This is a genomic window from Ruegeria sp. HKCCA6837 (assembly GCF_013034475.1).
GTDB lineage: Bacteria > Pseudomonadota > Alphaproteobacteria > Rhodobacterales > Rhodobacteraceae > Ruegeria.
On record NZ_WQGD01000001.1, the window covers coordinates 663,386 to 678,066 of the forward strand.

14 protein-coding genes are annotated in these 14,681 nt (G+C 58.6%); 7 read left to right on the top strand and 7 right to left on the bottom strand.

Features of this window, described 5'->3' with window-relative positions; translation table 11 throughout:
• Positions 1-107 precede the first annotated feature (107 nt).
• Entirely contained in the window at positions 108-977 is an 870-nt protein-coding gene (locus GOV91_RS03255) for a helix-turn-helix domain-containing protein (RefSeq protein WP_171234410.1), read from the top strand.
• A gap of 79 nt (positions 978-1,056) precedes the next feature.
• Complete coding sequence (locus tag GOV91_RS03260) at positions 1,057-1,239, top strand: hypothetical protein (protein WP_171179878.1); 183 nt, start codon at positions 1,057-1,059, stop codon at positions 1,237-1,239.
• Between the two features lies 1 nt (position 1,240).
• Here GOV91_RS03260 and GOV91_RS03265 read toward each other — a convergent pair whose 3' ends face one another.
• The 4 genes from GOV91_RS03265 to GOV91_RS03280 are packed head-to-tail and all read right to left on the bottom strand — an operon-like array spanning position 1,241 to position 4,763.
• The gene (locus tag GOV91_RS03265) at positions 1,241-1,999 is read right to left on the bottom strand and encodes an SDR family oxidoreductase (protein ID WP_171234411.1); all 759 of its coding nucleotides are present in this window, start codon (positions 1,997-1,999) and stop codon (positions 1,241-1,243) included.
• Entirely contained in the window at positions 1,996-3,462 is a 1,467-nt protein-coding gene (locus GOV91_RS03270) for a carnitine 3-dehydrogenase (protein ID WP_171234412.1), read from the bottom strand. Before GOV91_RS03270 ends, GOV91_RS03265 begins: the two co-directional genes overlap by 4 nt.
• 8 nt (positions 3,463-3,470) lie before the next feature.
• On the bottom strand, positions 3,471-3,788 hold the full coding sequence (locus tag GOV91_RS03275) for a hypothetical protein (protein WP_171179873.1): 318 nt from the start codon (positions 3,786-3,788) through the stop codon (positions 3,471-3,473).
• 60 nt (positions 3,789-3,848) lie between these two features.
• The gene (locus GOV91_RS03280; protein WP_171179871.1) at positions 3,849-4,763 is read right to left on the bottom strand and encodes a 3-keto-5-aminohexanoate cleavage protein; all 915 of its coding nucleotides are present in this window, start codon (positions 4,761-4,763) and stop codon (positions 3,849-3,851) included.
• 132 nt (positions 4,764-4,895) lie between these two features.
• On the opposite strand from GOV91_RS03280, the gene GOV91_RS03285 reads away from it, so the two are divergent.
• A complete protein-coding gene (locus tag GOV91_RS03285; protein ID WP_171234413.1) occupies positions 4,896-5,882 on the top strand; it encodes a GlxA family transcriptional regulator in 987 nt (328 codons plus the stop codon).
• 74 nt (positions 5,883-5,956) lie between these two features.
• Here the strand turns inward: GOV91_RS03285 and GOV91_RS03290 are convergent, their stop codons facing one another.
• The 3 genes from GOV91_RS03290 to GOV91_RS03300 are packed head-to-tail and all read right to left on the bottom strand — an operon-like array spanning position 5,957 to position 8,964.
• On the bottom strand, positions 5,957-7,003 hold the full coding sequence (locus GOV91_RS03290) for an aldo/keto reductase (protein ID WP_171234414.1): 1,047 nt from the start codon (positions 7,001-7,003) through the stop codon (positions 5,957-5,959).
• Positions 7,004-7,034: 31 nt separating this feature from the next.
• On the bottom strand, positions 7,035-7,493 hold the full coding sequence (locus GOV91_RS03295; protein WP_171234415.1) for a DNA polymerase III subunit chi: 459 nt from the start codon (positions 7,491-7,493) through the stop codon (positions 7,035-7,037).
• Positions 7,494-7,497: 4 nt separating this feature from the next.
• Positions 7,498-8,964: a leucyl aminopeptidase gene (locus GOV91_RS03300; RefSeq protein WP_171234416.1), complete on the bottom strand. Its 1,467-nt coding sequence runs from the start codon at positions 8,962-8,964 to the stop codon at positions 7,498-7,500.
• A 229-nt stretch (positions 8,965-9,193) separates the two neighbouring features.
• Here GOV91_RS03300 and lptG point away from each other — a divergent pair, with 229 nt between their 5' ends.
• Genes lptG through pdxA form a run of 4 tightly spaced genes read left to right on the top strand, consistent with a single transcriptional unit; the run spans position 9,194 to position 14,656 of the window.
• A complete protein-coding gene (gene lptG, locus GOV91_RS03305; protein ID WP_171234417.1) occupies positions 9,194-10,294 on the top strand; it encodes an LPS export ABC transporter permease LptG in 1,101 nt (366 codons plus the stop codon).
• The gene (locus GOV91_RS03310; RefSeq protein ID WP_171179859.1) at positions 10,294-12,450 is read left to right on the top strand and encodes an LPS-assembly protein LptD; all 2,157 of its coding nucleotides are present in this window, start codon (positions 10,294-10,296) and stop codon (positions 12,448-12,450) included. Before lptG ends, GOV91_RS03310 begins: the two co-directional genes overlap by 1 nt.
• On the top strand, positions 12,441-13,694 hold the full coding sequence (locus GOV91_RS03315; protein WP_171234418.1) for a peptidylprolyl isomerase: 1,254 nt from the start codon (positions 12,441-12,443) through the stop codon (positions 13,692-13,694). The genes GOV91_RS03310 and GOV91_RS03315 overlap by 10 nt, the downstream gene beginning before the upstream one ends.
• On the top strand, positions 13,691-14,656 hold the full coding sequence (pdxA, locus tag GOV91_RS03320) for a 4-hydroxythreonine-4-phosphate dehydrogenase PdxA (protein ID WP_171234419.1): 966 nt from the start codon (positions 13,691-13,693) through the stop codon (positions 14,654-14,656). The genes GOV91_RS03315 and pdxA overlap by 4 nt, the downstream gene beginning before the upstream one ends.
• Positions 14,657-14,681: the final 25 nt, after the last annotated feature.

Sequence of the window (14,681 nt, forward strand, 5' to 3'; positions counted from 1 at the left end):
CCGACCCTCAGTCTTTTTGCTTTTTTCAAAGAGTTACAAGTCGGTGGTTATTCTGAAAATTCTGAATATGATTAACAAAATTCATCAATTATGATATTTATCACCATATGCAGGAAAAAATAGACAAACGAGATCGCGCCGCGCAGTTTCGACTGCGACTTGCCCGCGCGATGGAACAACGGAACATCAGTCAAAGCGCGCTTGCGCGTGACATAGGGGTTGACCGCTCGACCGTATCGCAGCTTTTGACCGGGCATGGCGCGCGCCTGCCCAATGCGCATGTGGTCGGAGGATGCGCGGCTGCGCTTGGCGTTTCAGCCGACTGGTTGCTAAGCCTGTCCGACAGGCCAGAAAGCGCGGCCGAGCTTCTGGCCGGTTCCCTAAGCTTCACCGAAGCACCCCGCGCGCTGGTAGATGAAAAGATTTTCGAGTGGCACAAAGAAGCGGCCGGGTACAAGCTGCGCTATGTCCCAGCCACGCTGCCTGACATGCTCAAGACCCGCGCTGTGCTGGAATGGGAATATGCCCCGCATCTGGGGCGAACGGCGGATCAGGCGATCGGCGCCTCCGAGGACAGGTTGGCCTGGATGCGCAGTGCGCAGTCGGATTATGAAATCGCCATGCCGCTGTTCGAAATCGAGAGCTTTGCAAGCGCCACAGGGTATTACAGCGGCCTTAGCACGCGGGTACGGCTGGAACAGATCGACCACCTTCTGACACTTTGCGATCAGCTTTACCCCAGAATGCGGATCTATCTGTTTGATGCCAAAAGACTTTATTCCGCCCCGGTGACGATATTCGGCCCACTGCTTTGCGTGTTCTACGCAGGCAGTCACTATTTGGCGTTTCGCGACCGGGACCGGATCGAAACATTTACCCGCCACTTCGATACGCTTGTACGCGAGGCAGACGTGACCGCCCGCAACTTTCCCAACCATCTTCGGCAGCTCAGATCCATGATTTCAGAAGGCACATGATGCAGGCTTTGGAATACTGTGCTATGGTCCCTTGGCGCGAACCTTCGGGCATTCCGATCACAGACGGAGGACCACAGGAATGGACGCAATACAAACCGCTCAATACGCACGTGCCCTTTATGCCGCTCACGGAGACCGGGCCGAGGCCGAAGCTGCGCAGAAAATGCGTGAATGCGAGGCTGCCGGAAATCAGCAGGAAGCAGAGGACTGGCAGGCCGTCCGCCAGAGCATCCGGCAGATCAGGGGCCCCAACCAGGGCTAAATCATAGTTTCGGGTCAGGATTGACTGTGTGGCCATCGACCGCGATGACCTGACCCGACACCAATCGCGCCGCGTCTGATGCCAGAAATACAGCCATATTCGCTATGTCCTGCGCCTCGACAAAGCGCCCCATGGAGGTGCCTGAGGCATAGCCTTGGTACACCGCGTCGCGGGTCATGCCTTTGGCTTCTGCCTCACGGGCCAGAACGCCTTCCATGCGCGGGCCTTCAACTGCGCCCGGGCAGATTGCGTTTGCGCGTATCCCATGCGGGCCCAGTTCCATCGCAAGTGTTTTCATCAATCCAATGACCGCCCATTTTGCCGAGGCATACGGCGCACGAAACGGATAGCCGTACTGACCTGCCGTCGACGAGGTCAGGATGATGCTTCCCGCCCGCGCCGATTTCATCAATGGCGCGGCATATTTGGCCGCCAGAAAAGCACCGTCCAGATTAACCGCAATGCAGGCGCGCCAAGCATTCAGATCGATGTTTTCGATTGCCTCGGTTGGCCCTGCTATTCCGGCGTTGGCACACAGGGTGTCCAGCCCGCCTGCCTGAGACACAGCATCAAAGACGCCGCGCATATCAGCCTCATCCGACGCATTGGCGCAATGCGCCGTCCAAGGATCGGGCACGGAGCTTAGCGCTGCCTGATCGATATCTGTAACCCAGACATCATAGCCAGCCGCATCAAACGCCTCGGCCATGGCGCGACCGACACCGGACGCGCCAGCCGTTACCAACACCCTTCGGCTCATGAGGGTTTCCGAATAGCGGCCCCCGCGCCTTCGGGGTAAGGCAGCACGGACTGAGCTTCGGCAATGCGCGCCATCGCCGCTTCGATTTCAGGGGACGGAGAGCTTGGACGCCGGGTCTCAAGACTGACATGCAGCAAGAAGCTTTCGCCTGTGGCCAGCAGTTTGTCGCCTTCATACATGCTGTGGAACACATGCAGCTTCTTGCCCTGCCCCAGCAACATCTGCGTGCGCACCTCGATCTTTGCACCCGCGTTGACCTCATCAACATAGCGAATGTGGTTTTCGGCGGTGAAGTAACTGCCGCCCGACGAAATATACTCCATGTCGCAACCGATGATCTCCATGAAGCGGTCCGTGGCGGCGGCAAAGGCCTCCAGATACTTCGCCTCATTCATGTGGCCGTTATAGTCCGTCCAATCCAGCGGAACGGCGCGGGACAGGGTCAGGATCGGCTGGCTCAGGTCCGCCTGATCCAATGTCGGCAAGGCACCCGGTTTCAACAGCGCATCATGCTGGTTCAGCACAGCGCCTGCCCCGTAATTCTGTGCCTTGAGGGCCCGCATCATGCCCACAAGATTATTGTCGCGAATGCGCTCCAGCTCGCGTATCGAATGCATCCCAGATTGTGCATCGGACTGGTCCGCGATCATATCGACCAGCTCATCAGTGAACTCGGGCACATCCATCAGCTTGGTCCAAGGCCATTTCAACGCCGGACCAAATTGCGCCATGAAATGCCGCATCCCGGCTTCGCCGCCTGCCACGCGATAGGTCTCGAACAGGCCCATCTGCGCCCAGCGGATGCCAAAGCCCATGCGGATCGCCTCATCCACCTCTTCCGTAGTCGCGATACCGTCTTTAACCAGCCACAGTGCCTCGCGCCAGACCGCTTCAAGGAACCGGTCGGCGATATGCGCGTCGATCTCTTTCTTGATGTGCAGGGGGAAAAACCCGACCGATTTCAGCAACTCCTGCGCGCGTGCGACCATTTCGGGAGGGTTCCTATCGGTGGGCACCAACTCGATCAGCGGCAACAGGTAAACCGGGTTGAACGGATGCGTTACGACGATCTGTTCGGGGCGCAGCGCGCCCTCTTGCAATTCCGAAGGCTTAAAACCGCTGGTCGAAGACCCGATGATCGCGCCCGGATCGCAGGCCTCTTGCAGACCTTTGTAGACTTTCAGTTTCAGGTCCAAACGCTCCGGTACGCTTTCCTGAATCCAAACCGCACCTTCTACGGCGTCGGCCATTTCATCGTGAAAGCTCAATACGCCTTCGGGCGGCAATGGCACATCGCTCAGGCCTGGCAGAGACCGCCGCGCATTGTCCAGAACTTCGCCAATTTTGCGCTCGGCCTCAGGGTCCGGGTCGAACACCCGGACGTTCCAGCCATTCAGCAGGAACCGTGCAGCCCAACCGCCGCCAATGACCCCACCCCCGATGATTGCTGCCGTTTTTGTCATATCGTCCTCTAATCGATACAGATCACTTGCGCCTGCCCCGCCTCATCCAGATGTGGAATGCATCCGAATTTTGGCGTGACGGCACTGCATTGTTTGGTGTCCGACAGGCAGAACCCTGCACAATCGGAGGCTATTTTGCAGGGTGCCCCGGCGTCGGGCAAAGGTTCAAAGCAGATATACTCCCGGAGTCGCCCAGCCACCTCATATCTTCCGCCTTTGGCTTCGCACTGCTGGCGGGCCAACTCAACCTCTGTGGCTTGCGCTGCCCCTTCGCAGGGCAGGCATGCCATCAGTAGCGCCGCGCATATCACAACAACCGATCTCATGGTTATCATCCTTTTGCTGACGCTCCAGAGCCTTCGACCATGCCAGCGGCCGCAAGCAAATCATCCCTTTGGCGCGCGTTTCTCCAATCCCAACTTCTCACGCACTTCCTGCGGCCCAATAACCCGCGCGCCCATATTCTCGATGATGGTTCCCGCGCGTTCCACCAACTGCCAGTTTTCGGCCAGAACACCCTTGTCCAGCCACAAGTTGTCCTCGAGACCCACGCGCACGTTGCCGCCGGCCAGAACCGTCGCCGCAACGTAAGCCATCTGGTTCCGCCCCAATGAGAATGCGCTGAAGGTCCAGTCATCGGGGACATTGTTCACCATCGCCATGAAGGTGTTCAAATCGTCCGGCGCGCCCCACGGCACACCCATGCACAGCTGAACCAAGGCGTTGGGCTCCAGAATCCCCTCTTTCACCAACTGCTTGGCAAACCACAGGTGGCCGGTGTCAAAAGCTTCGATCTCGGGCTTCACGCCCATATCCGTCATCATTTGCCCCATAGCGCGCAGGGCTCCAGGCGTGTTGGTCATGACGTAATCGGCCTCGGCAAAGTTCATTGTGCCACAGTCCAAAGTGCAGATTTCGGGCAGACACTCGGCAATATGCGCAACGCGCTCCGACGCACCGATCATGTCCGTGCCGGCCTCATTCACAGGAAACGGGCTTTCAACGCCCCCAAACACGATGTCGCCACCCATCCCCGCGGTCAGGTTCAGAACAACGTCCACGTCGGCGTCGCGAATCCGGTCTGTGACCTCACGATACAGATCCAGCCGACGGCTTGGCGCACCGGTTTCGGGGTCACGCACATGGCAATGCACAACTGCAGCTCCAGCCTTAGCGGCAGCAATCGCGCTGTCGGCAATCTGCTGCGGCGAGCGCGGTACATGAGGGCTGCGATCCTGCGTTCCACCCGAGCCGGTCACGGCGCAGGTGATAAAGACATCGCGGTTCATTTCCAGAGGCATGGCGTTTTCCCCAAGTTATACCCGGTTTTGACCTGAGTTTTCCCCAGGCTTCTCCCCGGATTCCGATTTGCGTTACTTTCAACTCTGACGCAGCCTTGGGAAAACAACTTGGCAGAATGCGAATCGAACTTGATGCAATCCGCAAAAAACATACTGCAGCCCGAACATCGCGCCCTGAAAACGGCGGTGCTGGTACTTGATGACTGCAACACGCTCAGCTTCGCCTCGGCGGTCGACCCAATGCGCGCGGCCAACCGTCTGGCCGATCGCCCGGCCTTTGACTGGGACTACGTGACAGCGACACCCCAACCGGCAATGCTGACCAGCGCCTTGCAAGTGCCGGGTATCCCGCTGGCACGTCTGCAAGGCTGTGACCTGATGATCGTTGTGGCCGGGTTCCAACTGGCCCGTCACGCCACCCCCAGCCTGCTTGCGGGTCTGCGCCGGATCGCAGGTACTGGCGCAACAATGGCAGGCATCGATGGCGGCCCCTGGCTGCTGGCCGAGGCCGGGCTGCTTGACGGCCACGCCGCCACCACCCATTGGGAAGACTTGGAAAACTTCGCCGCGCGTTTCCCCGAAGTGGACGTGCGCCCCGACCGCTTCACCGTGTCTGACACCCGGCTGACATCCGGCGGAGCAATCCCGGCGGTCGAGATGATGCTGCACATCATCGCCGCCCGTCACGGAGCGGGTTTCGCGGCGCGCGTTTCGGGCTTGTTCCTCTACGAAGGCGCACCCGACCCTGCCAAACCGCAAAGCCGCACTGGCGCACCACACCGCCACACAGCTTTGACCGCCAAGGCCAATTCACTGATGCAGGACTCTTTGGATGACCCCTTGCCGCTTGCCTATATCGCAGACCGGCTGGGCACCAGCCCGCGTACGTTGCAACAACAGTTCCGTCTGCGCCTGAACACCACGCCGCAGGACCATTACTTGCAACTGCGCCTGGCCGAAGCGCGTCGCCTTGTCACTGACACCGACATGCCGCTGATGGATGTGGCGCTGGCCACGGGCTTTGCCTCACAATCCAGCTTCGCCCGTGCCTTTCGCACCGCACACGGCCAGTCCGCCCGCGATCTCAGACAAGAGCGCGCGCACCCCAGCCATCACTGACCGGATCCAACTTCATCTGGCTAAAAATATCTCGGGGGAGCCGCCGAAGGCGGCGGGGGCAGCGCCCCCTGCCCTCAGTATGGCATCGGATGCGCCTTATGGGCTGCATCCAACTCTGCCAACACCTCATCTGACAAGGTCAGATCCGCGCCAGCCAATACGTGTTCAAGCTGCTCAACCGTAGTTGCGCCAAAAATAGCCGAAATCATGAATGGCCGTGTACGACACCAAGCCAATGCCATATGCGTCGGATCCAAACTGTGACGCGCAGCAACGTCCAGATAAGCGGCGACCGCATCAAACACTCGATCAGACTTGCGCCCGCCCAGTTCAGGTGAAAGCGACATGCGCGAACCGTCCGGGACGGCACCACCCTGATACTTACCCGTCAGCAAGCCGGTACCCAAAGGCGAGAACGCCATCAGCCCGACATCTTCATGCACGCATAGCTCGGCCATATCCGTGTCGAACAGCCGACAGAGCAGCGAATACTCGTTCTGAATCGACGCCACACGCGGCGCGCCCATCTTTTCGGCCAGACGCACCCACTGCGCCGTGCCCCATGCACTTTCGTTGGACAGACCAAAGGCGCGGATGTTGCCCTTGTCGACCTGAGCCTGCAACGCCTCCAGACACTCCTGCATGTTCCCCAAAACGTCATCGGTGTTGTGCCCGGTTGGCGCAAAATCCCAGTTCTGACGGAACATGTAGCTGCCGCGGTTCGGCCAGTGAAACTGATAAAGATCGATGCACTCTGTCTGCAACCGCTTCAGCGATCCTTCAATCGCTTCGGGTATCGTCTTGCCTGTGATAGGCGCACCGTCACGCACAAAGGACAAACCCTCACCGGAATGCTTGGTCGCCAAAATGTAATCCCCACGCCGCGCTGCATTGGCTGCGTTCCAATTGCCCAGAATCTCTTCGGTGCGCCCGATCGTTTCTTTTGAAACCGGGTTTACGGGATACATCTCGGCTGCATCCACAAAGTTGATGCCGGCATCCAGCGCCATTTCCATCTGCCTGTGCGCATCGGCTTCGGAGGTCTGTGTGCCAAAAGTCATGGTTCCAAGACATAGGTCGCTCACCATAATTCCAGTACGGCCCAAGGGCTTCATTTGCATCTTTCAAATCTCCTGAAAACGGCGTCGCCCGTCAGGCTTCGGCCTTCTTTTCCCACCGTCCGGATTCTTCCGACCAGTATTGCGCCGAACACCCCGCAGCGGTCAGCGATTTCCACTGCCCCCGCGCATGTTGAACGGCTATGTCGTCATTGCCATCGAACAGAATGCACACACGTTCCATCGCGGTGACTTCTTCCGCCTCGACCAGCGCTCCGTCAACGGCCATGACACAGGACGCGCCATTGGCAGCTTGCGAACCCGTGGTCAGCAAAATCGGCTGCTCTGCGTCATGGGGGCCACCTTCGCGGCCATGCGGCAGAAACCCGTCTTCGGGCCCCAGCCACAGCTTTTCATCCAGCCAGTCCATCCGCGCAGGGTCGGTGCCCCGCACGGCAATCTTCCACCCGGCCTGCCGCGCCTTGTCCAGCAGCACCGGCAAGGTGTGTTCCAGCGGCTGGCGGGTCAGGTGGTAGAAATAGACAGCGCCCATCTGCTTACTCGAAATTGTCCTGCACAAACCGGCTCAGCGCGCGAACACCCCAACCGGTGGCGCCTTTGGGTGCATAAGATGTCTCAGCGGAAACCGAGGCCACCCCCGCAATGTCCAGGTGAATCCAGGGCGTTTCTTCTTTGACGAACCGTTGCAGGAACTGCGCGGCGGTAATCGACCCCGCAGGCCGACCACCCACATTCTTCATGTCGGCAATGCGCGATTTCAGCAACTTGTCATAGGAATCGCCCAACGGCATCCGCCACGCGCCCTCGTCTTCGGCTTTGGCCGATTTCAGGAAGGCATCACAGAACGTGTCGTTGTTTGAGAACACACCGGCATTCTCGTGCCCTAGCCCGATGATGATTGCACCTGTCAGAGTGGCTAGATCTATCATGCCAACGGGGCTGAACCGTTCTTGCGCGTACCACATGACGTCACATAGAACCAAACGACCCTCGGCATCGGTATTGATGATCTCGACCGTATCGCCTTTCATCGATTTGACCACATCGCCGGGGCGCGTGGCATTGCCTGAGGGCATGTTCTCGACCAATCCAACCAGACCAACGACATTGGCCTTGGCCTTGCGCTTGGCCAGCGCGCGCATGGTTCCGGCGACAACACCTGCGCCACCCATATCCATGGTCATCTCTTCCATACCGCCCGCGGGCTTCAGCGAGATACCCCCGGTGTCAAACACCACACCTTTGCCAACCAGAGCCAGCGGCGCATCGCCCTTGTCACCCCCCTTCCAGTGCATGACGACCACTTTGGACGGGCTGTCCGAGCCCTGCCCAACGCTCAGCAATGTGCGCATTCCCAGTTCCGCAAGTTTGTCTTCGTCCAGAACTTCGACCTCAAGACCCAGTTCCTGCATCTCGACCAGACGATCGGCGAATTCGGTGGTTGTCAGAACATTTGCGGGCTCGTTGGTCAGATCCCGAGTCATCCGTACACCGTCAGCAATTGCGTAAAGCGGGGCAAATTCGGCCTCGGCTTCGTCCGGTTTGGAATGACTGATCGTGACCGTGCCCAAGCTGTCGCTTTCTTTGGTCTTGTGCGCGTCAAAGTCGTAGCTGCGCAAAGCGATGCCCAAAGCAAGTTCGTCAGTGCGCACCTGATTGCCGACCATCAAAAGCATGTCCTTGCCGCCCGCCAGCTTGGCCAGCGCTGACCCTGCCTTGCGCGCTTCGTCCGCTTCCGGGCGGCGCGGCAGCACCAGAACGTCCAGCGCCTCGGCGGCCATTCCCGCGGGCCAGGCCAGCGAGATCACATCAGCGGCTTTGGCTTTTTCGAACGACCCACTTTCGACCAATCGCGCCACTGCCCCTTTTGTCAGGCGATTGGCCCGACGGGCAGCGGGGTTCATCTTGCCGTCGGACGGAATGATGATGACCACCCGGCCTTCGGCCTGCGCCATCGCATCCAAGTCGAACTCTTGAAAGAGGATCGGTACCAGACTGCTCATTGTAAACTCCTCAAACTCTGTTCCCCAAGACCTAGCCCGCGTAGCACCGCTTGACCAGATAGCAGTTTTCCCCGGGCCTCAATTGCATTAAGGTCTCGAAAAAATAACCGGCAGGCTCGGGGGAGAAAGACGTGGCACGAGAGGGCAGGCATAAGCCGTTGCGCAGGAATTTCCGCGCGCGCGCGGACCGCCCGTATGCCCGTTCTGCAAGCTTCGCGGGGTGTTGCCCGTGATCCTCGACCGTTATTTCGCCCGTCGTTTCATGCAGAGCTTTCTGGTCATTGGCGGCATCTTTCTGACCCTGATGATTCTCATCGACCTGATCGAACAGATTCGCCGGTTTGACGATTACGACCTGTCTTTTGGGCAGTTGCTGCAACTGACTCTTCTGAACACACCGGCAGCGATCAGCGAAATGCTTCCCCTGCTGATCATCCTGTCTACGATCGCTCTGTTCGTCGGGCTTGCGCGCACTTCAGAACTGGTGGTGACACGCGCGACCGGTCGCTCGGGTATTCGTGCGCTGGTGGCACCTGTGCTTCTTGCGCTGATCATCGGCGCGCTGGCCGTAGCCTTGCTGAATCCGATTGCGGCCGCAACTTCAGAAGAATTCCAACGCCTTTCAGATTCCTACAAGAATAACGGCAGTTCGGCCCTGTCCATCAGTAGCGAAGGGTTATGGCTGCGCCAATCAGCGGAAAACGGTCAAGCGGTGATCCATGCGCGCGGAACCTCTAACGGGGATTCGCTTGGGTTGGACGATGTGACCGTGATTACCTTCGCCCGCGATGGCAAACCCACCCAACAGATCATCGCTGATCGAGCCGAGTTGGAAGATGGCAGGTGGGTCTTGTCCAACGCCAAGATCTGGACCATGCAGGAAGGGCAGAACCCCGAAGCCAGTTCCGTTGTTCATGACCGCCTGGAACTGCCGACTTCGCTGACCCGCCAGCGCATATTGGATACGCTCGGGCAACAGGATTCCGTGTCAGTCTATGACCTGCCCCAACTGATCGCGGACCTGCGCGAGGCCGGCTTTTCGACCAAGCAATATGAGGTTTGGTTGCAAGTTCAACTGGCACGCCCATTCTTTCTGGTCTCGATGGTCCTGATCGGAGCAGCCTTCACCATGCGCCACGTCCGATTTGGCGGCACCGGAATCGCGGTGCTGACAGCGGTCTTGCTTGGCTTCGCCGTCTACTTCGTTCGCAACTTTGCGCAAATCCTTGGGGAAAACGGACAATTGTCCACATATATCGCTGCCTGGGCACCGCCCTTTGCCGCTATTCTGCTCTCATTGGGCCTACTGCTTCACGCGGAGGATGGCTGATGCGGCGCCTCCTTTATGTTGTGTTGACCAGTGCAGTGACGCTTTCCGTGCCCGCTGTACTTGTGGCCCAATCCACCCCGACACAGGCACAAGACACACAGGCTCAGGAACAGCCAGCGCTGCTGGTGGCCGACAAGGTTTTTATTACGCCTGAAAGAAAGCTGGTAGCCGAAGGGAATGTCGAGGCCTTTCAGGGCGACATCAAACTGTCTGCCCAACGCATCACATATGACCGAGAAACAGGCGAGCTGACGCTGGACGGCCCCATCCGTATCGATCAGGGCGGTCAGACAACGTTGCTTGCGGATTCGGGACAGCTGGACAGCGGTATTCAGAACGGTTTGCTGGTCGGCGCGCGCATGGTCTTTGAACAACAGGTCCAGATCGCATCTGTTCAGGCAAAGCGAACAGCCGGGCGTTACACGCAATTCAGCAAAGTCTCGGCCACCTCTTGCCATGTCTGCGCCAATGGCAGGCCGCCAATCTGGCAGATTCGGGCCCGCCGCGTCACTCATGACCAATTGGAACGGCAGTTGTATTTCGAAGGCGCGCAGCTTCGGGTGTTGGACTACCCTATCTTCTATTTTCCTTATCTGCGACTGCCCGACCCCACACTGGACCGCGCGACCGGTTTTCTTGTGCCATCGATCCGCAGCACGTCGCAGTTGGGAACAGGCGTGCAGATTCCGTATTTCTTCAAACTCGGGGACCACAAGGACCTGACACTGACACCTTATGTATCAGGCAAAACAACAACGTTGGGCTACAGATACCGCCAGGCCTTTGTGAACGGGCGTATTCAGCTGGAAGGCGCCTATACGCGCGATGACATTCAGCCAGACCAGGATCGCGGCTACCTTTTCGCAAACGGTTGGTTCAACCTAAAAAATGATTTCCGACTGACCTTCCAAGTGCAAACCACTTCGGACGACGCGTATCTGGTGGACTACGGCCTTCCTGACCCGGACCGTTTGCGAAGCGAAGTTGCTTTGGAGCGGATCAAACGTGATACTGCCTTCAAGACAAGCCTGATCTACTACAAAACGCTTCGAGAAAGCGAAAACCAAAACGAGATTCCGTCGCGTGTTTTCGATCTGAATTACGAAAAGCGTTTCTTTCCCAACGCGTTGGGCGGCGAAGTGCGATTGGCCTTTGTCGGCCATGCACATGAGCGTACCAGCGACGTGGATGTAATCGGCCGCGACATCGCCCGCGCCACGTTTGACGCCGAATGGCTGCGCAGCTGGACCTTCGCTTCGGGCCTACGCGCCGATGCAACTCTGGGCGCGTCCGTCGATACGTTTAACATTCGAAACGACAGCAACTTCCCCTCGCAAGTCACGCGTTCTACCCCCAGAGCTGCCCTGACCCTGCGCTATCCCACGACGCGACGCGAGCAATCCGGCGCAGTTCAATTCCTTGAACCCATTGCTCAGATCGGATGGACGCATGTCTCGGATACGGATGTGCCAAATGACGAGAGCACCTTTCAGGAGTTTGATCAGGGCAACCTGCTTGCGCTCTCTCGTTTTCCAGCAGAGGATCAGCGCGAAGATGGCGCGACCGGAGTCGTTGGTCTGAACTGGGCCCGTTACGGCGTGGACGGCTGGCAGGCCTTGGCCACCGTGGGTCAAGTGTTTCGGGCAGATGCCGATCCGAACTTCACTCTGACTTCGGGGTTGCAGGGCACCACATCAGATCTGCTGGTTGCCGGACAGATCAGAACCAACAATGGCTGGTCACTGAGTGGGCGAGGACTGATCGACAGTGATTTCAGCTTTGTCAAAGCTGAATTGCGCGGCGCATGGTCGAACGAGTTCGCGAGGATTTCCGGCAGCTATGTCTGGCAGGAACCCGATCCCGCCGAAAACATCGTCGATGAGATATCGGAAATTTGGCTTGTAGGCCGGTATCAGGTCGACGAGAACTGGCGGACAAATGCTCTGGCCCGCTATGATCTTGGCCAATCCGAACCGATCCGTCTGGGTTTGGGCGTGACATACCTCAACGAATGCGTGCAGGTTAACATGTCTGTAAGCCGGCGCTTTACTTCAACATCTACTATTGAGCCTTCGACAGAATTCGGCTTTACCCTGTCACTGACAGGGTACTCCGTCGAAGGCGGTGGCAAGACATACAAGAGAAGATGCAGTTGATATCAGGTTTCTCCAGGTTTCTTCGTTCCGGTTGGCTTAAACCGGCCGCGCCGGTTCTCACCGCCGCAGTTTTTGCAATTGCGGGCTCGCAGGCCGTGGCACAAAGCCTGTTTTCTCCTGCAATCCGGGTCAACCAAGACATCGTAACCTGGTATGAACTGGAACAACGCCTGCAATTTCTGAACGTGTTGGGCCTGCCTGGCGGCAGCGAAGCTGATGTGCGAGACGCTCTCATTGATGCGAAACTGCGCCAACAGGTCATGCGCGAGGCCGGCGTGCAGGCCACCCCCGAGGCCGTTCAACTGGGCATCGACGAATTTGCGTCGAGGGGCCAGTTGTCATCAGAACAGTTCTTGAAATTGCTGGGAGAATCGGGCGTCGATCCAGAGACGGTTCGCGACTATGTGGCGGACCAGCTGGCCTGGCGCGACTATATCAGCTCACGCTATCTGTCTCAGGCCCGCCCCACTGAGGATGAAATTGACCGCGCTCTGGGGCAGACCGGAGGCGGTGGCCTTCAGGTCCTTTTGTCGGAAATTATCATCCCGGTGAACCAGCAAACCGTTGCTCAGACCGAGCTTCTGGCTCAGGAAATCTCGCGCTTGGAAGGCATTGATGCCTTTTCAGCCGCCGCCGCACAGTATTCGGCCGCGGCCACCCGCGATCAGGGCGGTCGGCTGGAATGGTTGAACATCACCGACCTCCCCCCCGCCCTGCAACCGGTCATCCTGCGTCTGCAAAACGGCGAGATTACCGAACCGATCTCGCTGCCCAATGCTGTGGCCCTGTTCCAGATGCGTGGCCTGCGTGAAGTTGCAACTTCGGCAGCTCCAATCTCGACGCTGGATTATGCAATCTATTACATCGCCGGAGGGCGCAGCGCCGACGCTCTGTCACAAGCCGCACGCCTGAAGGAAGAGATCGACACCTGTGATGACCTGTACGGCATCGCCAAAGATCAGCCCTCCGAAGTATTGGAACGCATCGACGCCGCCCCTTCCCAGGTACCGCGTGACGTTGCCGTCGAATTGGCCAAGCTGGACCGCTTTGAGGTATCGACCAACCTCACCCGCAACAACGGCCAGACGCTGATGTTCCTGATGCTGTGCAACCGCACGCGCGATCTGGGTGAAAACACCTCACGCGCGGATGTGGCAAACGCCCTAGCCCAACAGCGCCTTCAGGCATTTGCCGAAAGCCTGGTGGAACAGCTGCGGGCCGATGCCGTCATCATTCAGGAATGACACGTCCGATTGCGCTCAGCTGCGGCGAACCGGCCGGGATCGGCCCTGAAATCGCTGCCAAAGCCTGGGCCGAGCTTCGCGGCACTTGCCCGTTTTTCTATATCGGAGATGTCAGCCACCTGCCTGCTGACACGCCTGTCGCGCAAATCGAACACCCATCTCAGGCCGTTGCCTCCTGCGAGCAGGCACTGCCGGTCCTGCAATTGGATTTCCCGGCCCCCAACGTGCCCGGCCAACCCGACCCCGCCAACGCGCCCTCGGTGATTGATGCCATCGAAACGGGTGTTGAGTTGGTCAAAACGGGCGATGCAGCCGCGCTTTGCACCGCGCCTATCCACAAAAAAGCTCTGATCGACGGGGCTGGGTTCACCTATCCCGGCCATACCGAATTTCTCGCGGCCCTCTCTGGCACGAAAAGGGTCGTGATGATGCTGGCCAGCGATCAACTGCGGGTCGTGCCCGCCACTATCCATATTCCACTTTCTCAGGTCCCTGCGGCCCTGACCCCTGACCTACTGCGCGAAACGATTCAAATCACTGCGCGTGGCCTGCGTGACCAGTTCGGAATCGATAGCCCACGCATCGCCATCGCTGGCCTCAACCCCCACGCAGGCGAAGGTGGCAAAATGGGCACCGAGGAAGGCGACTGGATTACTTCGCTTATAGCTGAACTTGATCCGGACGGAGCAACTCTTACAGGCCCCCACCCAGCAGACACTTTGTTCCACGCGGCTGCTCGCGCCCGCTATGACGCGGCCATTGCGATGTATCACGATCAGGCCCTGATCCCTATCAAAACGCTGGATTTCGACCTTGGCGTGAACGTGACACTCGGTCTACCCTTCATTCGCACCTCCCCGGATCACGGCACCGCACTGGACATTGCCGGGAAGGGCATCGCTACACCCACCAGCCTGATCGAAGCTCTGAAACTTGCCCAACGCATGGCTAATGGCACTTGACCCTTCACCTGGCTGAAAATACCTC

What these genes read in the sequence shown, in the direction of transcription:
- GOV91_RS03255 (WP_171234410.1), top strand. Translation starts at nt 108, where the DNA reads ATGCAGGAAAAAATAGACAAACGAGATCGCGCCGCGCAGTTTCGACTG.
- GOV91_RS03260 (WP_171179878.1), top strand. Translation starts at nt 1,057, where the DNA reads ATGGACGCAATACAAACCGCTCAATACGCACGTGCCCTTTATGCCGCT.
- GOV91_RS03265 (WP_171234411.1), bottom strand. Translation starts at nt 1,999, where the DNA reads ATGAGCCGAAGGGTGTTGGTAACGGCTGGCGCGTCCGGTGTCGGTCGC.
- GOV91_RS03270 (WP_171234412.1), bottom strand. Translation starts at nt 3,462, where the DNA reads ATGACAAAAACGGCAGCAATCATCGGGGGTGGGGTCATTGGCGGCGGT.
- GOV91_RS03275 (WP_171179873.1), bottom strand. Translation starts at nt 3,788, where the DNA reads ATGAGATCGGTTGTTGTGATATGCGCGGCGCTACTGATGGCATGCCTG.
- GOV91_RS03280 (WP_171179871.1), bottom strand. Translation starts at nt 4,763, where the DNA reads ATGCCTCTGGAAATGAACCGCGATGTCTTTATCACCTGCGCCGTGACC.
- GOV91_RS03285 (WP_171234413.1), top strand. Translation starts at nt 4,896, where the DNA reads ATGCAATCCGCAAAAAACATACTGCAGCCCGAACATCGCGCCCTGAAA.
- GOV91_RS03290 (WP_171234414.1), bottom strand. Translation starts at nt 7,003, where the DNA reads ATGCAAATGAAGCCCTTGGGCCGTACTGGAATTATGGTGAGCGACCTA.
- GOV91_RS03295 (WP_171234415.1), bottom strand. Translation starts at nt 7,493, where the DNA reads ATGGGCGCTGTCTATTTCTACCACCTGACCCGCCAGCCGCTGGAACAC.
- GOV91_RS03300 (WP_171234416.1), bottom strand. Translation starts at nt 8,964, where the DNA reads ATGAGCAGTCTGGTACCGATCCTCTTTCAAGAGTTCGACTTGGATGCG.
- GOV91_RS03310 (WP_171179859.1), top strand. Translation starts at nt 10,294, where the DNA reads ATGCGGCGCCTCCTTTATGTTGTGTTGACCAGTGCAGTGACGCTTTCC.
- GOV91_RS03315 (WP_171234418.1), top strand. Translation starts at nt 12,441, where the DNA reads ATGCAGTTGATATCAGGTTTCTCCAGGTTTCTTCGTTCCGGTTGGCTT.
- pdxA (WP_171234419.1), top strand. Translation starts at nt 13,691, where the DNA reads ATGACACGTCCGATTGCGCTCAGCTGCGGCGAACCGGCCGGGATCGGC.